Genomic DNA, 19,575 nt, shown 5'->3' with positions numbered 1-19,575 from the left:
CCGTCGTCGAGCACCTGCAGCAGCACGTTGAACACGTCCGGATGCGCCTTCTCGATTTCGTCGAGCAGGATCACGCTATACGGCTTGCGGCGCACGGCCTCGGTCAGATAACCGCCCTCCTCGTAGCCGACATAGCCCGGCGGCGCGCCGATCAGACGCGCGACGCTGTGCTTCTCCATGAACTCGCTCATGTCGATACGGATCAGGTGATCTTCCGAATCGAACAGGAACGACGCCAGCGCCTTGCACAGCTCGGTCTTGCCGACACCGGTCGGCCCGAGGAACAGGAACGAGCCGTACGGACGGTTCGGGTCCGACAGACCCGCGCGCGAGCGGCGGATCGCATCGGCGACCGCGTTGATCGCTTCGTCCTGGCCGACCACGCGCTCATGCAGTTTCGACTCGATCTGCAGCAGCTTTTCGCGCTCGCCCTGCATCATCCGCGATACCGGAATGCCGGTGGCGCGTGACACGACTTCCGCGATTTCCTCCGCACCGACCTGGGTGCGCAACAGACGCGGACGCTTCGGACTGTTCTGCTCTTCGGCCTCGGCGCGCGTGACTTCCTTCAGTTGCGCCTCGAGCCCCGGCAGCTTGCCGTACTGCAATTCGGCCACTTTCTCGAGCTTGCCCTCGCGCTGCAGACGCGTGATTTCCGCGCGCGTTTTCTCGATCTCTTCCTTCAGTTGCGCGCTGCCCTGCACCGCCGCTTTTTCCGCGGTCCAGATTTCGTCGAGGTCCGAATATTCGCGATTCAGCCGCTCGATTTCCTCTTCGATCAGTTGCAGACGCTTCTGCGACGCTTCGTCCTTCTCCTTCTTCACAGCCTCGCGTTCGATCTTCAACTGGATCAGCCGACGATCGAGCCGGTCCATCTCTTCCGGCTTCGAGTCGATTTCCATCTTGATCTTCGACGCGGCTTCGTCGATCAGATCGATCGCCTTGTCCGGCAGGAAGCGGTCCGTGATGTAGCGATGCGACAGCTCCGCCGCCGCGACGATCGCCGGATCGGTGATGTCGACGCCGTGGTGCAGCTCATAGCGCTCCTGCAGACCGCGCAGAATCGCGATGGTCGCCTCGACCGACGGCTCGTCCACCAGCACCTTCTGGAAGCGGCGCTCGAGCGCGGCATCCTTCTCGATGTACTTGCGGTATTCGTCGAGCGTGGTCGCGCCGACGCAATGCAGCTCGCCGCGCGAGAGCGCCGGCTTCAGCATGTTGCCCGCATCCATCGCGCCTTCGGCCTTGCCGGCGCCGACCATCGTATGGATTTCGTCGATGAAGACGATGGTTTGCCCTTCGTCCTTCGCGATGTCGTTGAGCACGGCCTTCAGACGTTCCTCGAACTCGCCGCGATATTTGGCGCCCGCGAGCAGCGCGGCCATGTCGAGCGACAGCACGCGCTTGTTCTTCAGCGTTTCCGGCACTTCGCCGTTGACGATGCGCTGCGCGAGCCCTTCGACGATCGCGGTCTTGCCGACACCCGGCTCGCCGATCAGCACCGGGTTGTTCTTGGTGCGGCGTTGCAGGATCTGAATGGAACGGCGGATTTCGTCGTCGCGGCCGATCACCGGATCGAGCTTGCCGGCGCGCGCGCGTTCGGTCAGGTCGATCGTGTACTTCTTCAGCGCCTCGCGCTGGCTTTCGGCGTCCTGGCTGTGCACCTGCGAACCGCCGCGCACCGCGGCGATCGCGGTTTCGAGCGACTTGCGCGACAGCCCATGCTCGCGCGCGAGCCGGCCGACCTCGCCCTTGTCGTCGGCGACCGCGAGCAGGAACATCTCGCTCGCGATGAACGTGTCGTTGAGCTTCTGCGCTTCCTTGTCGGCCTGGTTCAACAGACCGGTCAGGTCGCGGCCGATCTGCACGTTGCCGTCGGTGCCCCGCACCTGCGGCAGCCGCGTGATCGCGTCGTTGAGCGCGGTTTGCAGCGGCTGCACATGCACGCCCGCGCGCGACAGCAACGAACGCGCGGAGCCGTCCTGCTGCGCGACGAGCGCGGACAGCACGTGCACCGGTTCGATGTATTGATTGTCGTGGCCGACGGCCAGACTCTGCGCGTCCGCCAATGCTTCCTGGAATTTAGTGGTGAGTTTGTCGATTCTCATCAAGAGACCTCCAATTTCGATTACCACCAAAATGAGGCGTTTTATTGGGGTTTCAAGCGCTTTTTTGGCCTCGACCGCAACTATTTAACATTTGAGCGAAACAACCGTCGCGGCCCCGTTTTCAGCCCGGTGGCGTGGGGTTGCCGCCGCCCGCGCCACTCGAGCCGCCCGAGCCGCCCGACACCGCCGCCACCGGCAGTATCGGAATCGTCGCGCCGAGGCCGAGCAACGACGCGAGCGGTCCTTGAGGCTGCGCGACCTCGGCGATCGTATAGCGATCGAGTTCGGCGAGAAAGGCATCGCGCGCCGCCAGCAGCGCGCCGCGCAAGCGGCAATGCGACGTGATCACGCAAGCGCGCTGCTCGCCCTGCCGGTCCGGCAGACAGCCGACCAGCGCAAAATCGTTTTCGGTCAGGCGCACCACGTCGCCGACGGTCAGCGCGAGTGCCTGCTCGCCGAGCCGCAGTCCGCCATGGCGCCCGCGCACGGTCTCGACCCAGCCGCGTTCGCTGAGTTGCTGCACGACCTTCATCAGATGGTTCTTCGAGATGCCGTACGCCTGCGAAATGTCCTGGATCGTCGCTAGTCCATCGCCTCGCACCGCGAGGTACAACAGCACGCGCAGCGCGTAATCCGTATAGTCGGTCAGTCTCATGGATGCAGATAGGACGTGAAAAGGCGGTGAGCAAGCGGGCCGCGGCCGCGCGGATAACCGTGTCGACTCAAAGGTTGCCAGGGATGGCCGCCGGACCCTGAGCTAAGATAACTTGGACGACGGCATCGGCCTTTGCTTTGTATCGTTTTCAGTGGCAATGGTAACGTTTCCCGCCGCGATCATTCGCCTGAAAAGCAGGGAATTCGCCCGCGCATCGCCCCGGCCGGCCTGCGCCGCTTGCGACGCGTTCCGGCAATTGCCCGCCGCCCGCGCCACGCCGGCAGCCCGCGCCGTCAGGAAGCGCATTTTTCTGGAATCCGCATGAATCCGTCCTTTCCCGCCGCTGCGCCGGTCGAACGCGCGGCCGAACCCACCGAGGTGAATATCCGCGATCTCGTCTATGGCTTTTACGATCGCGTGCGCGCCGATCCGCTGCTGGGGCCCGTTTTCGACGCGAAGCTCGCGGGCCGCTGGGACGATCATCTGCCGAAGATGTGCACGTTCTGGGGCAGCCTCGTGCTGGGGGCGAAGCAGTATCGCGGCAACGTGCAGCAGGCGCATCAGCCACTCGAAGGCATCGAGCCGCAGCACTTCAGCCGCTGGCTGTATCTGTTTCTCGATACGGTCGAATCGCGCTATCAGCCGGCTGCGGCGGTGCGCTTCATGGAGCCCGCGCTGCGGATCGCGCAAAGCCTGCAGTTGAGCCGTTTCGGCTGGGATTACAAGATTCCGGCGGAGCAGCAGGCGCTGCTCGATCGCGTCGCGCCGAAGCGGCCGCGCGATGACGATGGAGATCATCCGGCACGGCCGGCTGGCGAGCCGTTTCCGGTGCCGATCATCGGCCGCTCGCGCGACGCGTGAATGGGTTGGATCCGGCTCGCGCTGGAAACGTGAATACGGCAGCCTTGCAGCCTCACCCCGCCTACCCGCCCGTCCGGTTCCCCGATTCGATACCCCAGCGCGCAAGCGCCGCGTCGTCCGTCACGCGCGCGTCGACCCAGCGCTCGCCGGCGTCGGTTTTCTCTTTCTTCCAGAACGGCGCCTCGGTCTTCAGATAGTCCATCACGAATTCGCACGACGCGAACGCGTCGCCGCGATGCGCGGCCGTCGTCGCGACGAGCACGATCTGATCGAGCGGATACAGCTTGCCGACCCGATGCACGATCGACACCTCGATACCGGGCCAGCGCTCGCGCGCACGCTCGACAATCGCCTCGAGCGACTTCTCCGTCATGCCCGGATAGTGCTCGAGCTCCATCGTCTCGACCGCGCTGCCTTCGTTCAGATCCCGCACCGTGCCGATGAAGCAGGCAACCGCGCCGATCTTCGGGTTGCGCGCCCGCAGCGCGGCCACCTCGGCGGTGAGGTCGAAATCTTCGGTCTGGACGCGAACGGGCATGGACGGCTCCTGAGGTCTTCTGTCTGGATAACGGCGACGCGCACCGCTCAGCCGCCGGTCACAGGCGGAAAGAACGCGACCTCGCAGCCCTCGGTGATGCGCGTGCCCGCGTCGGTCATCACGTGATTGCAGGCCATGCGCAGCGCGCGGCCTTCGGCGAGCGTCTCGGCCCAGATGCCGCCGCGCACGCGCAGCCACGCGCGCACGTCGCCGACGGTCGCGATGCCGTCGGGGACGTCGACGGTTTCGTCGGACGTGTTGAGCGCTTCACGCACGCTTGCAAAGTATCGGAGTTCAATCTTCATCGGGATGCCGCCGGGCTGCGCCGCAGCGCCGGCCTCAGTTCAGCAGTTCGGAAAACGGAATGAAGCGCACGGTCTCGCCGGCGCTGATCGTGTGATTGGGCGGATTGTCGATCAGACCGTCACCCCACACGGTCGAGGTCAGCACCGCCGAGCTCTGGTTCGGAAACAGATCGAGGCCGCCCGCCGCGTTGACGCGCGCGCGCAGGAACTCGTTGCGGCGATCGGCCTTGCCCAGCGTGAAGTCCGCGCGCAGCGACAACGCGCGCGGCGCGACCGCCTGCACGCCGGCAAGACGCAGCACGAACGGCCGCACGAACAGCAGGAACGTGACGAAGCTCGACACCGGGTTGCCGGGCAGACCGATGAAGAACGTTGCGGCCGCGGTTGCCGAAGACGCCCCATCCCCGGCCGCGTCACGGCGCACCGCGCCGAACGCGAGCGGCTTGCCCGGCTTCATCGCAATCTGCCACATCGACAGACGCCCTTCGGCCTCGACCGCCGGCTTCACATGATCCTCCTCGCCTACCGATACGCCGCCGCAGGTCAGGATCAGGTCGTGCGCCCGAGCGGCTTCGCGCAGCGTCGCGCGGGTCGCGTCGAGCTGATCCGCGACGATGCCGTAGTCGGCCACCTCGCAGCCGAGCTTTTCGAGCAGCCCGCGCAGCGTGAAGCGATTCGAATTGTAGATCGCGCCCGGCTCCAGCGGCTCGCCTGGCATCGTCAGCTCGTCGCCGGTGAAGAACACCGCGACCTTCACGCGGCGGCGCACGTCGAGCGCCGCGCAACCGACCGACGCGGCCAGCCCCAGCGCCTGCGGCGTGAGCCGCGTGCCGGCCGGCAGGATCACGGAGCCCGCGCGAATGTCCGCGCCCTGCGCGGTGATCCACTCACCCGCCTGCGGCCGATGCACGATCGTGACTTCGTCGCCGGCCGCCTCGGTTTGCTCCTGCATCACGACCGCGTCGGCGCCGGGCGGCACCGTCGCGCCGGTGAAGATGCGCGCCGCGCTGCCGGGCGCGAGCGGCGTCGGCGCATGGCCGGCCGGAATACGCTGCGAGACCGGCAGGCGGCTGCCGTGCGCGAGATCGGCGATGCGGATCGCGTAGCCGTCCATTGCGCTCGTGTTCATCGGCGGGACGTCGAGCGGCGACGTCACGTCGGCGGACAGCACGCGGTTCAGCGCGTCGAGCGTCGGCAGCGATTGCGTGCCGTCGACCGGGCGCGCGGCGTCAAGCAGGATCGCCAGCGCATCGGCAGTGGCGAGCATCGGAGCGCGGGGCGTGGGTGTGGACATCTCGGACTCGAAGCCGCAGGTTAAAAGAACATTGTAGCGGCCGATGCCGTCAGCCTGGGCGGCCGGGCGTTATGGGGAGTTTTTTGTGTTTTTCGATGCGTGGGGGCGAGGATGCGCGGGCCGCGTTTTTCGCGGAGGCGGCCCACGCGACCCGGTGTGCCTGACGACGCCTGTTGACCTTGCTGGTTAGCAAGGCCTGCTGCCACTTATGTGGCTATTTATCTGGCCACTTACGTGGCCACTCAGGCGCGAGCTTGTTCGCCCGCGGGTTCCCCGGTGTGAGCCACGATGAAATCCTTCACCCGCTGCGCATCCGCCGGCACGACCTCGAAGCGCTGCGGCAGCGACTCGAGCCCCGAGAACGCCGCCGGCCGCTCCGGTTCGCGCAGCAGCGCTTCGCGGATCGTCTCACCGAACTTGATCGGCTGCGCGGTCTCGAGCACGATCATCGGAATACCGGGCTGCAAATGTTCGCGCGCGACCTTCACGCCGTCGGCCGTGTGCGTGTCGATCATCGTGTCGTAGCGCTCGAACACGTCGCGGATCGTATCGACGCGGGTATCGTGGCTGCTGCTGCCCGACACGAAACCGAACGCCTTCACCCGCGCGAAATCGCCGCTTGCCGCGAGGTCGAAGCCGCCCTTCTCCTCGACGTCGCGGAACAGTTGCAGCACGCGCGCCGGATCGCGGCCGAGCAGGTCGAACACGAAACGCTCGAAGTTCGATGCTTTCGAGATGTCCATGCTCGGGCTGCTGGTGTGATACGTCTCGGCTGCCTTGCGCACGCGGTAGAGGCCGGTGCGGAAGAACTCGTCGAGCACGTCGTTCTCGTTCGTCGCGACGACGAGCTTCTCGATCGGCAGGCCCATCATGCGCGCGATGTGCCCCGCGCAGACATTGCCGAAGTTGCCCGAGGGCACCGTGAACGACACGCGCTCGTCGTTCGACTTCGTCGCGGCAAAGTAGCCCTTGAAGTAGTAGACGACCTGCGCGACGACACGCGCCCAGTTGATCGAATTGACCGTGCCGATCTTGTACTTCGCCTTGAACGCGTGATCGTTCGACACGGCCTTGACGATATCCTGCGCGTCGTCGAACACACCCTCCACCGCGAGGTTGAAGATGTTCGGGTCTTGCAGGCTGTACATCTGCGCGGTCTGGAACGCGCTCATCTTCCCGTGCGGCGACAGCATGAACACGCGGATGCCCTGCTTGCCGCGCATCGCGTATTCGGCGGCGCTGCCGGTGTCGCCGGACGTCGCGCCGAGGATGTTCAGCGTTTCGCCATGTTTGGCCAGCGCGTACTCGAACAGGTTGCCGATCAACTGCATCGCCATGTCCTTGAACGCGAGCGTCGGGCCGTTCGACAGTTCGAGCAGGACGAGCGGCGCGCCGTTCTCGACGCCGAGCGTCTTCAGTGGCGTGATCTGCGCGGCGCTTTCGTCGTCGCGCACGTTGCAGTACGTGGCGGCCGTGTAGGTCTTGCGCGTGAGCGCGCGTAGATCTTCAGCGGGAATGTCGTCGCTGAATTTCGACAGGATCTCGAACGCGAGGTCCGCATACGGCAGCGTGCGCCAGCGCGTGAGCTCGTCGGACGTGACGCGCGGATATTCGGCCGGCAGATACAGCCCGCCGTCTTTCGCGAGACCGCCGAGCAGGATGTCGGAGAAGGTATGGCGCTCGCCGGCTCCGGCGCCGCGCGTGGAAAGGTAGTTCATAGTTCGGCCTAGTTCAGCGCTTCCATGCGCAGCTTCGTGACTTGCGAGACGACGGTCTTCAGCGCCTCGATCGACCTGATCGCGGCGTTGACCTGCTTTTCGACCGTCACGTGCGTGATCAGGATGATGTCCGTTTCGCCCTTGCCGTTCGCGTCGACCTGCTCGGATTCTTTCTGCAGCAGCGCGTCGATCGAGATGCCGCTGTCGGCGAGGATGCGCGTGATGTCGGCCAGCACGCCGGTCACGTCCGCGACGCGCAGGCGCAGGTAGTAGCCGCTCGTCACGTCGTCGATCGGCAGAATCGGCGTGTTCGACAGGCTGTCCGGCTGGAACGCCAGATGCGGCACGCGATGCTCGGGGTCGGCCGTGTGCAGGCGCGTGACGTCCACCAGATCGGCGACCACGGCGGACGCCGTCGGCTCCGCGCCCGCGCCCTTGCCGTAGTACAGCGTGGCGCCGACCGCGTCGCCGTGCACGACGACCGCGTTCATCGCGCCTTCCACGTTCGCGAGCAGGCGCTTTTCCGGAATCAGCGTGGGATGCACCCGCAATTCGATGCCCTTGTCGGCGCGGCGCGCGATACCGAGCAGCTTGATACGGTAGCCCAGTTCCTCGGCATATTTGATGTCGATCGCGGCGAGCTTGCTGATGCCCTCGACGTACGCGCGGTCGAACTGCACCGGCACGCCGAATGCGATCGCGCTCATGATCGTCGCCTTGTGCGCGGCATCGACGCCTTCGATGTCGAAGGTCGGATCGGCTTCCGCGTAACCGAGCTCCTGCGCGGCTTTCAAGGCGGTCGCGAAATCGAGCCCGCGGTCGCGCATCTCCGACAGGATGTAGTTCGTCGTGCCGTTGATGATGCCGGCGATGTACTGGATGCGGTTCGCCGTCAGCCCTTCGCGCAGCGCCTTGATGATCGGAATGCCGCCCGCCACCGCCGCCTCGAACGCGACCATCACGCCGTTCGCGCGCGCCGCCTCGAAAATCTCCGTGCCGTGCACCGCGAGCAGCGCCTTGTTGGCCGTGACCACGTGCTTGCCGTTGTTGATCGCGCGCAGCACGAGGTCGCGCGCGATACCGGTGCCGCCAATCATTTCCGCGACGATCGCGATCGACGGATCGTCCACCACCGCGTTGAAGTCATCGGTCAGCGCCACGCTGCCGGCTTCGCCGCCGAGCGTCGCGGTCGCCTTCGCGGGGTTGCGCACGGCAATGCGCGCAATCTCGATGCCGCGGCCCGCGCGGCGTTTGATTTCTTCCTGATTGCGGCGCAGTACCGTGAAGGTGCCGCTGCCTACCGTGCCGAAGCCCAGCAGTCCAACTTTGATCGGTTCCATGCAGCGTGTGTTTCGAGTAAATGATTAAAAAACGGGGGTCGGGCGTGGCGCCTCATGTGTCACACTCGCGCGCCACATCGTACGCGAGGCCGGTTCAGGCTGTGTGACGCTTGCGGTAGCCGTCGAGGAAACGCGCGATCCGGTTGATCGAATCCGTGAGATCGTCCACGTTCGGCAGGAACACGACGCGGAAGTGATCCGGCGTCTTCCAGTTGAAACCGGTGCCCTGCACGAGCAGCACGCGTTCTTCCAGCAGCAGGTCGAGGATGAACTGCTGGTCGTTCTGGATCGGATACACCTTCGGATCGAGACGCGGGAACATGTAGAGCGCCGCTTCCGGCTTCACGCAGCTCACGCCGGGAATCGACGTCAGCATGTCGTAAGCGAGCTCGCGCTGTTTGTACAGACGCCCGCCCGGCACGATCAGGTCGTTGATGCTCTGATAGCCGCCGAGCGCGGTCTGGATCGCGTACTGGCCGGGAACGTTCGGGCACAGCCGCATCGACGCGAGGATGCCGAGCCCTTCCAGATAGTCTTTCGCGAGACGGCGGTTTTCGCCGGTCAGGCCCGAAATCGCCATCCAGCCGGCGCGATAGCCGCACGAACGGTAGCTCTTCGACAGGCTGTTGAACGTGACCGTGAGCACGTCTTCGGACAGCGACGCCATCGACGTGTGGGTCTTGCCGTCGTAGACGATCTTGTCGTAGACCTCGTCGGCGAAGATCACGAGGCCGTGCTGGCGCGCGATCCCGATCAGGCCGAGCAGCAGCTCGTCCGAGTACAGCGCGCCGGTCGGGTTGTTCGGGTTGATGACGACGAGCGCGCGCGTGTTCGGCGTGATCTTCGCGCGGATGTCGTCGAGATCGGGCATCCAGCGGTTCGATTCGTCGCAGATGTAATGCACCGGCGTGCCGCCCGCGAGGCTCACGCCGGCGGTCCACAGCGGGTAGTCGGGCGCCGGCAGCAGCACTTCGTCGCCGTCGTTCACGAGCCCCTGCAGCGCCATCACGATCAGCTCGGACGCGCCGTTGCCGATGTAGATGTCGTCGAGCTCGACGCCGTACACGCCCTTTTGCTGCGTGTAGTGCATGATCGCCTTGCGCGCGGCGAACACCCCCTTCGAATCGGAGTAGCCCGACGAGCCCGGCAGGTTCAGGATCATGTCCTGAATGATCTCGTCCGGCGCCTCGAAGCCGAACGGCGCGAGATTGCCGATGTTCAGCTTGATGATGCGGTGGCCCTCTTCTTCGAGCCGCTTCGCATGTTCGAGGACGGGCCCGCGAATGTCGTAGCAGACATTCAACAACTTGTTGGATTTGAGAATCGGTTTCACGGCGGGCACTTCATCCTGGTTGATGGCTTGGGCAAATCCTGGGCAAACGGGACCCGGTTGACGACACCGGGCCGCCCGGATTCACCGCGACGGGGAATTCGGACGCGGCGGCGGCAACAACGGCCGCCAGCCGCGGATTGGGTCGATCCTGTCGGGCCGCCGCGAAGCAAAAACCGCGGCGAAGACAAACCGGAGACAAACAATAAGCAGGCAATCAGCGGACGCCAGGCGCGGGCGATAAGCGGGCGATGCCGACACAGGTAGCCGGTGGGCCACGCCGATGCGCTCGGCGCGGCTTGTGGCGGCACTTGAGCGAGGGGCGCCGCAAGGCGGCTAAAAAGCTATAATTTAGCGGATTTTGGCCGACTTCCGCAATGCACCAACCGCAACGGCAAGCCTTTTCGGCCCCCTCGTGTGTCATGCGCGTCGAACCGCGCGGCCCGCGCCGCGTCCAACCAGGCAGGCAACACGCATGATGTCTCACGACGACTTCGGAAAACCAATTTGAAATTACATCAGGATTCCAGCGGCGCGCTGAACACCGTCACCGGCTACGGCGCCGACTATGTCGAAATCAATCTGGAGCGTCACTCGGGCAGCATTCTCCTGCTGCCGGACGCGCCGGTTATTCCCTGGCCCGTTTCGTCCTTCGAGCAGTTGAGCCCCGGGCACTTCGCGATGCTGGTCGACGCCGCGCCCGAAGTGGTCGTGTTCGGCAGCGGCGAGCGGCTGCGCTTTCCGCACCCGCGCCTGACCGCCGCGCTCGCCGCGCAGCGCATCGGCGTCGAAACGATGGACTTCAAGGCCGCCTGCCGCACCTACAACATTCTGATGGCCGAGGGCCGCAAGGTCGCGGCCGCGCTGCTGATCGAAGCCTGAGCGTGCCCGGCGCCGGCGCATCCCGCGCGGGACCGCGCCGGCCCGGCCGGCCGCCCGTTCCGGACCACTCCGCCGCGCCGTGCGCGCAATGTCGATAACAAAAGGTTGAAAATTCATGAACGATATGCCGTCCAGGCTACCGCTCAACCGCACCGCGATCCTGCTGCTGGTGCTGGTTCTCGCCGTGATCTGGTTCGTGCCGCTCGGCTGGCGCCATCTGCTGCCGAGCGACGAGGGCCGCTACGCCGAAATGGCGCGCGAGATGCTGCTCACCGGCGACTGGATCACGCCGCGCTACAACGCTTACAAGTATTTCGAGAAGCCGCCGCTGCAAACCTGGGCGAACGCGCTGACGTTCGCGTGGTTCGGCATCGGCGAGTGGCAGGCGCGGCTCTACACCGCGCTGACGGGCTTCGCCGGCGTACTGCTGATCGGCTTCACGGGCGCGCGCGTGTTCAACGCGGCGACCGGCGTATTCGCGGCGCTCGTGCTCGCCTGCTCGCCGTACTGGAACCTGATGGCCCACTTCAACACGCTCGACATGGGCCTGTCGTTCTGGATGACGCTCACGCTGTGCTCGCTGCTGCTCGCGCAACGCCCGAACCTGCGGCCCTCGTGCGTGCGCGGCTGGATGTGGGTGTGCTGGGCGTCGATGGCGCTGGCGGTGCTGTCCAAGGGCCTGATCGGCCTGATCCTGCCCGGCGCGGTGCTGGTGCTCTATACGCTGATCGCGCGCGACTGGGCGCTGTGGAAACGTCTGTATCTGGTGAGCGGTCTGATCCTCTTTTTCGCGATCGTGACGCCGTGGTTCGTGCTCGTGCAGCAGCGCAATCCGGAATTCCTGAACTTCTTCTTCATCGTCCAGCAGTTCGAGCGCTATCTGACGCCCGAGCAGAACCGCCCGGGGGCGTTCTACTACTTCGTGCCGGTGCTGCTGGTGGGCTTCCTGCCGTGGCTGTCGGTGACGCTGCAAAGCGCGCGCCATGCATGGCGCCAGCCGCGTCAGCCGAACGGTTTCGCGCCGGTCACGCTGATGCTGACGTGGATCGTTTTCATCTTCCTGTTCTTCAGCGCATCGCACTCGAAGCTGCTGTCCTACACGCTGCCGATCGCGCCGCCGATCGCGATGCTGATCGGCATGTACCTGCCGCTCGTCACGCGCGAGCAATTGCGCCGCCATCTGGCGGGCTATGCGCTCTTTTTCGTGGTCGCCGCGTTCGCGGCGCTGTTCCTGCCGCGCCTTGGCAACGCGCGCAATCCGGCCGAGCTGTACGTCGCGTTCCGCGTGTGGGTGCTCGCCGCGCTCGCCGTCGCGTTCGTGCTGACGCTCGCCGCGCTGTGGCTGAACCGCCGCGGCCAGGGCGGCGGCGCGGGCAATCGCGTTGGGCTCGGCGCGCTCGCCGCGTTCGGCGCGGGCTGGCTGCTGCTCGGCACGATCGCCGGCACCGGGCACGACGTGTTCGGGCGCCTGAGCTCCGGCGCGCCGCTCGCGCCCGCCATCAAGGCCGAACTCGCGAAGCTGCCGCCCGACACGCCGTTCTATTCGGTCGGCGTGCTCGACCACACGCTGCCGTTCTACATCGGCCACACGATGATCATGGTCGAGCACCCCGACGAACTCGCGTTCGGCGTCTCCGTCGAGCCGCGGAAATGGGTGCCCACCGTCGACGCATGGATCGAGCGCTGGAAAGCCGAGCGCTACGCGCTCGCGCTGATCCCGCCGCCGACCTACGAGCGCCTCGTCAAACAAGGCGTGCCGATGCAGGTGATCGCGCGCGATTCGCGCCGCGTGGTGGTGATGAAGCCGCTGCCGGCCGCCGACGCGGCGGCCCCGGCGGAGGCGCCCGCGGCGGCAAAACCACAACCATGACCTCCCAGAACCGGAACGCTCGATGAACCCGATTTCCCTCTTCTGCATCCTCGCCGGCGTGACGCTGAACGCCGGCGCGCAACTGCTGCTCAAGGCCGGCACGAATGCCGTTGGACACTTCGAATTCACCCGTGCGAACATCCTGCCCATCGGCTTCAAGCTCGCGACCCAGCCGCCGATCATCGGCGGGCTCGCGTGCTACGTAGTCAGCGTGGCGGTCTGGATCATCGGGCTCTCGCGCGTGGACGTGTCGATCGCCTACCCGATGCTCTCGCTCGGCTACGTCGTCAACGCGCTCGCCGCGTGGTATCTGTTCGGCGAAGTGATGTCGGTGCAGAAGCTGGTCGGCATCGGCATCATCCTCGTCGGCGTGGTCGTGCTCGCGCGCAGCTAGGCGCGAAGCCGGATTGCCGCGGCCGGATACGGATGGCCGGCCCCGATTTCCGGGCGGATGGATTGCCGGACCTTTCCGCCAGACTTTCCGCCGGGTTTTTCCCCGGTTTATTACGGTTTCTCGCCCGCGCCGGCCCGCGACACGCGACCGGCGCAGGAACCCGGGCGGCGCGCAAGCCGCCTAAGCCTGACGTAAGGTTGGCCCCGCTATGCTGTAGGGTTATGCCTTTGCAGCCGCGGTCTTGGGTTTGCGCGTAGTTTGTGGTTTACTTCGCGCCCGTCGGGCCGCGCCCCTTTCAATCGAGCGATGCATTCATGAGCCAGTCAACAGTCCCGTTTTTGCCGTTTGTCAAACCCGAGATCGATGAGGAAACGATTCAGGGCGTCGCCGAGGTACTGCGTTCCGGCTGGATCACCACCGGGCCGCAGAACCAGAAGTTCGAGGCGGCGCTCTCCGCATTCTGCGGCGGCCGTCCGGTGCGCACCTTCAATTCCGGCACCGCGACGCTCGAGATCGGGCTGCGCATCGCCGGCGTGGGTCCCGGCGACGAAGTCATCACGACGCCGGCCACCTGGGTGTCGACCAGCAACGTGATCCTCGAAACCGGCGCGACGCCGGTGTTCGCCGACATCGACCCGGTCACCCGCAACATCGATCTCGATCTGCTCGAAAAGGCGATCACGCCGCGCACCAGGGCGCTGATGCCGGTCTATCTGTCCGGCCTGCCGGTCGACATGGACCGCCTCTACGCGATCGCCCGCGCGCACAAGCTGCGCGTAATCGAAGACGCCGCGCAGGCGTTCGGCTCGAGCTGGAAAGGCGAGCGCATCGGCAAGCTCGGCGACATCGTGTCGTTCAGCTTCCACGCGAACAAGAACCTGACCTCGGTCGAAGGCGGCGCGCTCGTGCTGAACAACGAGGAAGAAGCGGTGCTCGCGCAGAAGTACCGGCTGCAGGGGATCACCCGCACCGGCTTCGACGGCATGGACTGCGACGTGCTCGGCAGCAAGTACAACCTGACCGACGTCGCGGCGCGCGTCGGCCTCGGCCAGTTGCCGCATCTCGAGCGCTTCATCGCGCAGCGCAAGCGACTCGCGCGCGCGTATTTCGCGGGTTTCGAAGGCGGCGCGGCGGCGCGGCTCGGCGTCGGCCTGCCGTTCGCCGATTTCGAGAACAGCAACTGGCACATGTTCCAGATCACGCTGCCGCTGGAAAACCTGTCGATCGACCGCGCCGGCTTCATGGGCGAGCTGAAGGAGCGCGGCATCGGCTCCGGCGTGCACTACCCGGCGCTGCACCTGTTTTCGCTGTATCGCGCGCGCGGCTTCAGGGAGGGTATGTTCCCGCACGCGGAGCGCTTCGGCGCGTCCACGGTCACGCTGCCGCTCTTCACGCTGATGAACGAGGGCGACGTCGAACGCGTGTGCCGCGCGATCAACGAAATTTGCGAACAATACGGAAAATAAGCGGACATGACTTATTCGGAACATCGCGCCGTCGCACCGGAAGTGTCGATCATCATTCCGGTGTACAACGAGGAAGCCGGACTGGCCGCGCTGTTCGCGCGCCTCTATCCGGCGCTCGACGCGCTCGGCACCCGCTATGAAGTGATCTTCATCAACGACGGCAGCCGCGACAGATCCGCCGCGCTGCTCGCCGAGCAGTTCCGCGCGCGGCCCGACACGACCCGCGTGATCCTGCTGAACGGTAACTACGGTCAGCACATGGCGATTCTGGCGGGCTTCGAGCAATCGCGCGGCGAGATCGTGATCACGCTCGACGCCGACCTGCAGAATCCACCCGAGGAAATCGGCAAGCTGGTCTCGAAGATGCGCGAAGGCTACGACTACGTCGGCACGATCCGCATGCAGCGCCAGGACAGCCTGTGGCGCCGCAAGGCCTCGCGCGCGATGAACCATCTGCGCGAGCGCATCACCCGCATCAAGATGACCGACCAGGGCTGCATGCTGCGCGCATACAGCCGCCATATCGTCGATACGATCAACCGCTGCGGCGAGATCAACACGTTCATTCCGGCGCTCGCGTACACGTTCGCGCAGAACCCGGTCGAGATCGAGGTCGCGCACGAGGAGCGCTTCGCCGGCGAATCGAAATACTCGCTGTATTCGCTGATTCGTCTGAATTTCGACCTCGTCACCGGCTTTTCGGTAGTGCCGCTGCAATGGCTGTCGTTCATCGGCGTGATCCTGTCGCTCGGCTCCGCGGCCCTCTTCGTGCTGCTGCTGATTCGCCGCTTCGTGATCGGCGCGGAAGTGCAAGGTGTGTTTACGCTGTTCGCGATCACGTTCTTCCTGCTCGGCGTGATCATCTTCGCGCTCGGCCTGCTCGGCGAATACATCGGCCGGATCTATCAGCAGGTGCGCGCGCGGCCGCGCTATCTGGTGCAGACCATTCTCGAGGAGCGCAACGGCGCGGCCGTGGCCGAAGCGCCGCGCCAGACCGTCGTGCAGGCCGTGCAGCCGGCGCCGTTCGCCGATCAGGGGCGTAATCCATGAAGCCGCGCGCCGTCGTATTCGCGTATCACAACGTCGGCGTGCGCTGCCTGCAGGTGCTGCTCGCGCGCGGCGTCGACGTGGCGCTCGTCGTCACGCACGAGGACAACCCGAGCGAGAACATCTGGTTCGGCAGCGTCGCGGCCGTCGCGGCCGGGTACGGCATTCCGGTTCTCACGCCGGCCGATCCGAAGAGCCCGGAACTGCGCGCCGCGGTGAGCGCCGCGCGGCCGGACTTCATCTTCTCGTTCTATTACCGCCACATGTTGCCGCTCGACCTGCTGGCGATTGCCGCACGGGGTGCTTACAACATGCACGGCTCGCTGCTGCCGAAATACCGCGGCCGCGTGCCGACCAACTGGGCGGTGCTCAACGGCGAGACCGAAACCGGCGCGACGCTGCACGAAATGGCCGCCAAGCCCGACGCGGGCGCGATCGTCGCGCAAACGCCGGTGCCGATCCTGCCCGACGATACCGCCGCGCAGGTGTTCGACAAGGTCACGGTGGCCGCCGAGCAGACGCTGTGGCGCGTGCTGCCGGCGCTGCTCGCGGGCGAGGCGCCGCATCTGCCGAACGATCTCGCGCACGGCAGCTATTACGGCGGGCGCAAGCCCGAAGACGGCCGGATCGACTGGACGCAATCCGCGCAGCAGGTCTACAACCTGATCCGCGCGGTCGCACCACCCTACCCGGGCGCGTTCACGGACCAGAACGGCCGGCGTTTCGTCATCGCGCGGGCGCGTCTCGCGATGCCCGGCGCGCTCCGGCCAGATTTGCCGCCGGGCCTGCACGTAAGCGATAATGCCGTTTTCGCAATCTGCGGCGACGGCCGCGCGATCTCCATCCACGAATTGCGGCATCAGCACGACGGCGGCGAGACTGTCGTCAGTCCGGCGGAATTCGCCCAGCTCATCCAAACTCCCCGACATTCATGAAAAAAGTCCTGATTCTGGGTGTGAACGGCTTCATCGGCCATCACCTGTCCAAGCGCATTCTCGAAACGACCGACTGGGAAGTGTTCGGGATGGACATGCAGACCGAGCGTCTGGGCGACCTCGTCAATCATGAGCGGATGCACTTCTTCGAAGGCGACATCACGATCAACAAGGAATGGGTCGAATATCACATCCGCAAGTGCGATGTGATCCTGCCGCTCGTCGCGATCGCCACGCCCGCCACCTACGTGAAGCAGCCGCTGCGCGTGTTCGAGCTCGACTTCGAGGCGAACCTGCCGATCGTGCGTTCGGCCGTCAAGTACGGCAAGCACCTCGTGTTTCCGTCGACCTCCGAGGTCTACGGCATGTGCACCGACGAGCAGTTCGATCCGGAAGAGTCGCTGCTGTCGTACGGCCCGATCAACAAGCCGCGCTGGATCTACGCGTGCTCGAAGCAGTTGATGGACCGCGTGATCTGGGGCTACGGCATGGAAGGCCTGAACTTCACGCTGTTTCGCCCGTTCAACTGGATCGGCCCGGGTCTCGACTCGATCTACACGCCGAAGGAAGGCAGCTCGCGCGTGGTCACGCAGTTCCTCGGCCACATCGTGCGCGGCGAGAACATCAGCCTCGTCGACGGCGGCGCGCAAAAGCGCGCGTTCACCGACATCGACGACGGCATCGGCGCGCTGATGAAGATCATCGAGAACAAAAACGGTGTCGCCACCGGCAAGATCTACAACATCGGCAACCCGACCAACAATTTCTCGGTGCGCGAACTCGCGCACAAGATGCTCGCGCTCGCGGCCGAATTCCCGGAATACGCGGAAACGGCCAGACAGGTGCAACTGGTCGAAACGTCGTCGGGTGCGTACTACGGCAACGGCTATCAGGACGTGCAGAACCGCGTGCCGAAAATCGACAACACGATGCAGGATCTGAACTGGGCGCCGAAATCGACTTTCGACGAAGCGCTGCGCAAGATTTTCGAGGCGTATCGCGGCCACGTCGCGGAAGCCCGCGCACTCGTCGAACAGCAATAAGGGTTCGTCCTTGGCTCGAATCGTCCTGAAGATCGACATCGATACGCTGCGCGGCACCCGCGAAGGCGTGCCGAATCTCGCCCGCATCTTCGACCGCTTCAAGGCGCGCGCCACGTTCCTGTTCAGCCTCGGGCCGGACCACACCGGCTGGGCGATGCGGCGCGTGCTGCGGCCGGGCTTTCTGAAAAAGGTGTCGCGCACGTCGGTGGTCGAGCACTACGGCGTGAAGCAGTTGATGTACGGGGTGCTGCTGCCCGGTCCGGACATCGGCGCGAAGGCCGCCGCCGAGATGCGCGCGATCCACGAAGCGGGCTTCGAGTGCGGCATCCATACATGGGATCACGTGTACTGGCAGGACAACGTGCGCTCGAAAGATCGCGCGTGGACCGTCGCGCAGATGCAGCACAGCCACGCGCGCTTCATCGAGGTGTTCGGCGCGCCGCCGGTCACGCACGGCGCGGCGGGCTGGCAGATGAACGGCCACGCATTCGAGCAGATCGACGCGTGGGGCATGCGCTACGCGTCCGACGGCCGCGGCCATTCGCCGTACCTGCCGGTGGTCGAGGGTAAAACGCTCGCGCACGTGCAGATGCCGACCACGCTGCCCACGCTCGACGAAATACTCGGCGTCGACGGTGTCGATACGCACAACGTCGCCGCGTGGATGCTCAAACACACCGAAAACAATCCACACGATCAGGTGTTCACGCTGCACGCGGAACTCGAAGGACAAAAGCTCGCGCCGGTGTTCGAACAGTTGCTCGAAGGCTGGCGGGCCCAGGGCCACACGTTCGCGACGATGGGCGATTACTACGCCACGCTAGACCGCGAGACGCTGCCATCGTACCCTGTTACATGGGGCGAAATTCCGGGGCGCTCCGGCGAGCTGATCGTGCAGCCCTGAGCGGCCGGCCGCGGCGCGGAAGTCACCGGGCAGGCAAGCCACACGGCAGCCGGGCCCGAGCGCGGCAACCGAGTGGCGGCTGTGTACGAGCCGCTCGCGCGCCGACCGTGTCCCAACCGTTTCCCCTACAGTTTCCCGACAACACACCTCGATGACAGACAGGCCAGCGCCGCGGCAGCAAGCGGGCGCCAGCCACAACAACCGGAGAACCTCGTGTCCATCGCAGTCGACCAACCCATCCCCGACTTCACCGCCCCCGCGACCGGTGGCGAGATCACGCTGTCCAGGCTGCGGGGCAAGAAGGTGGTGCTGTATTTCTATCCGAAGGACAACACGCCGGGCTGCACGACCGAAGGTCTGCAATTCCGCGATCTGTATCCGAAGTTCAGGAAGGCTGGCGCGGAAGTGATCGGCGTATCGCGCGATAGCCTGCGCTCGCATGACAATTTCAAGGCCAAGCTCGACCTGCCGTTCCCGCTGATTTCGGATCCGGAAGAAACGCTGTGCTCGCTCTTCGGCGTCATCAAAATGAAGAAAATGTATGGCAAGGAGGTACGGGGAATCGAGCGCTCCACGTTCCTTATCGACGCCGGCGGCGTGCTGCGCCAGGAGTGGCGCGGCGTGAAAGTGCCAGGCCACGTCGACGCCATTCTGGAGGCTGTACAAGCGCTTTGATGCGCGCTATATTGGGCCGCAATGAGTGCCTGTCCACCCCACACTTTTCTCCGCTGCGCCAGATTTGACGGCCGCTTGACCGGATCCACCGGTGCCGTTCGGATCGTGAGGCGCAACGCGAGCATCGCAGTCGAGCCGCTTGCCCCCAATGCCGGGGCGGCGGCTTTTTTAATTGCGCGCGACCATCCGTTCTTTCGGCTGCGCGCTTCC

The 19,575-nt window shown here is 65.4% G+C and carries 19 protein-coding genes; 11 read left to right on the top strand and 8 right to left on the bottom strand.

Annotated features, from left to right (window positions below):
• The coding region (locus QM685_RS13220; RefSeq protein WP_415116514.1) for an AAA family ATPase at nucleotides 1–2,108 on the bottom strand (2,108 nt) is incomplete at its 3' end.
• Nucleotides 2,109–2,229: 121 nt separating this feature from the next.
• Nucleotides 2,230–2,763, bottom strand: coding sequence for an Rrf2 family transcriptional regulator (locus QM685_RS13215; RefSeq protein WP_415116512.1), 534 nt, complete (start codon nucleotides 2,761–2,763; stop codon nucleotides 2,230–2,232).
• 112 nt (nucleotides 2,764–2,875) lie between these two features.
• On the opposite strand from QM685_RS13215, the gene QM685_RS13210 reads away from it, so the two are divergent.
• Together QM685_RS13210 and QM685_RS13205 are read left to right on the top strand one after the other, a co-directional pair.
• Nucleotides 2,876–3,088, top strand: coding sequence for a hypothetical protein (locus tag QM685_RS13210; RefSeq protein ID WP_415116510.1), 213 nt, complete (start codon nucleotides 2,876–2,878; stop codon nucleotides 3,086–3,088).
• Nucleotides 3,085–3,624, top strand: coding sequence for a group III truncated hemoglobin (locus tag QM685_RS13205; protein WP_415116508.1), 540 nt, complete (start codon nucleotides 3,085–3,087; stop codon nucleotides 3,622–3,624). The genes QM685_RS13210 and QM685_RS13205 overlap by 4 nt, the downstream gene beginning before the upstream one ends.
• A 61-nt stretch (nucleotides 3,625–3,685) precedes the next feature.
• On the opposite strand, the gene moaE is transcribed toward QM685_RS13205, so the two are convergent.
• From moaE to QM685_RS13175, 6 genes are all read right to left on the bottom strand, one after another.
• Nucleotides 3,686–4,162 carry a molybdopterin synthase catalytic subunit MoaE gene (gene moaE, locus QM685_RS13200; RefSeq protein WP_415116506.1) on the bottom strand — a complete coding sequence of 159 codons (477 nt, stop codon included), beginning with the start codon at nucleotides 4,160–4,162 and terminating at the stop codon, nucleotides 3,686–3,688.
• 47 nt (nucleotides 4,163–4,209) lie between these two features.
• A complete protein-coding gene (gene moaD / locus QM685_RS13195; protein ID WP_415116504.1) occupies nucleotides 4,210–4,467 on the bottom strand; it encodes a molybdopterin converting factor subunit 1 in 258 nt (85 codons plus the stop codon).
• Nucleotides 4,468–4,501: 34 nt separating this feature from the next.
• On the bottom strand, nucleotides 4,502–5,734 hold the full coding sequence (glp, locus tag QM685_RS13190; RefSeq protein ID WP_415116528.1) for a gephyrin-like molybdotransferase Glp: 1,233 nt from the start codon (nucleotides 5,732–5,734) through the stop codon (nucleotides 4,502–4,504).
• A gap of 269 nt (nucleotides 5,735–6,003) precedes the next feature.
• On the bottom strand, nucleotides 6,004–7,479 hold the full coding sequence (gene thrC / locus QM685_RS13185) for a threonine synthase (protein ID WP_415116502.1): 1,476 nt from the start codon (nucleotides 7,477–7,479) through the stop codon (nucleotides 6,004–6,006).
• Between the two features lie 8 nt (nucleotides 7,480–7,487).
• A complete protein-coding gene (locus tag QM685_RS13180) occupies nucleotides 7,488–8,819 on the bottom strand; it encodes a homoserine dehydrogenase (protein WP_415116500.1) in 1,332 nt (443 codons plus the stop codon).
• A gap of 94 nt (nucleotides 8,820–8,913) precedes the next feature.
• A complete protein-coding gene (locus QM685_RS13175; RefSeq protein ID WP_415116498.1) occupies nucleotides 8,914–10,161 on the bottom strand; it encodes a pyridoxal phosphate-dependent aminotransferase in 1,248 nt (415 codons plus the stop codon).
• Between the two features lie 495 nt (nucleotides 10,162–10,656).
• Here QM685_RS13175 and QM685_RS13170 point away from each other — a divergent pair, with 495 nt between their 5' ends.
• The 9 genes from QM685_RS13170 to QM685_RS13130 all read left to right on the top strand — a co-directional run bounded on the left by QM685_RS13170 (nucleotide 10,657) and on the right by QM685_RS13130 (nucleotide 19,365).
• Nucleotides 10,657–11,031, top strand: a complete 375-nt coding sequence (locus QM685_RS13170; RefSeq protein ID WP_415116496.1) for an Mth938-like domain-containing protein — start codon at nucleotides 10,657–10,659, stop codon at nucleotides 11,029–11,031.
• Between the two features lie 115 nt (nucleotides 11,032–11,146).
• Nucleotides 11,147–12,901 carry a glycosyltransferase family 39 protein gene (locus QM685_RS13165; protein ID WP_415116494.1) on the top strand — a complete coding sequence of 585 codons (1,755 nt, stop codon included), beginning with the start codon at nucleotides 11,147–11,149 and terminating at the stop codon, nucleotides 12,899–12,901.
• Between the two features lie 22 nt (nucleotides 12,902–12,923).
• Nucleotides 12,924–13,295 (top strand): SMR family transporter, encoded by a 372-nt coding sequence (locus tag QM685_RS13160; protein ID WP_415116492.1) that lies wholly within the window; start codon nucleotides 12,924–12,926, stop codon nucleotides 13,293–13,295.
• A gap of 314 nt (nucleotides 13,296–13,609) precedes the next feature.
• Nucleotides 13,610–14,761, top strand: a complete 1,152-nt coding sequence (locus QM685_RS13155) for a DegT/DnrJ/EryC1/StrS family aminotransferase (RefSeq protein ID WP_415116490.1) — start codon at nucleotides 13,610–13,612, stop codon at nucleotides 14,759–14,761.
• A 6-nt stretch (nucleotides 14,762–14,767) separates the two neighbouring features.
• Complete coding sequence (locus QM685_RS13150; RefSeq protein WP_415116488.1) at nucleotides 14,768–15,811, top strand: glycosyltransferase; 1,044 nt, start codon at nucleotides 14,768–14,770, stop codon at nucleotides 15,809–15,811.
• On the top strand, nucleotides 15,808–16,743 hold the full coding sequence (locus tag QM685_RS13145; RefSeq protein WP_415116486.1) for a formyltransferase: 936 nt from the start codon (nucleotides 15,808–15,810) through the stop codon (nucleotides 16,741–16,743). The genes QM685_RS13150 and QM685_RS13145 overlap by 4 nt, the downstream gene beginning before the upstream one ends.
• Nucleotides 16,740–17,786, top strand: coding sequence for a bifunctional UDP-4-keto-pentose/UDP-xylose synthase (locus tag QM685_RS13140; protein ID WP_415116484.1), 1,047 nt, complete (start codon nucleotides 16,740–16,742; stop codon nucleotides 17,784–17,786). The genes QM685_RS13145 and QM685_RS13140 overlap by 4 nt, the downstream gene beginning before the upstream one ends.
• 10 nt (nucleotides 17,787–17,796) lie before the next feature.
• A complete protein-coding gene (locus QM685_RS13135) occupies nucleotides 17,797–18,690 on the top strand; it encodes a polysaccharide deacetylase family protein (protein ID WP_415116482.1) in 894 nt (297 codons plus the stop codon).
• Nucleotides 18,691–18,903: 213 nt separating this feature from the next.
• Entirely contained in the window at nucleotides 18,904–19,365 is a 462-nt protein-coding gene (locus QM685_RS13130; RefSeq protein WP_415116526.1) for a peroxiredoxin, read from the top strand.
• Nucleotides 19,366–19,575: the final 210 nt, after the last annotated feature.

This window comes from Paraburkholderia sp. (genome assembly GCF_047605525.1).
Classification (GTDB): Bacteria; Pseudomonadota; Gammaproteobacteria; order Burkholderiales; family Burkholderiaceae; genus Paraburkholderia.
This window is presented reverse-complemented; position numbering and strand designations above follow the sequence as displayed.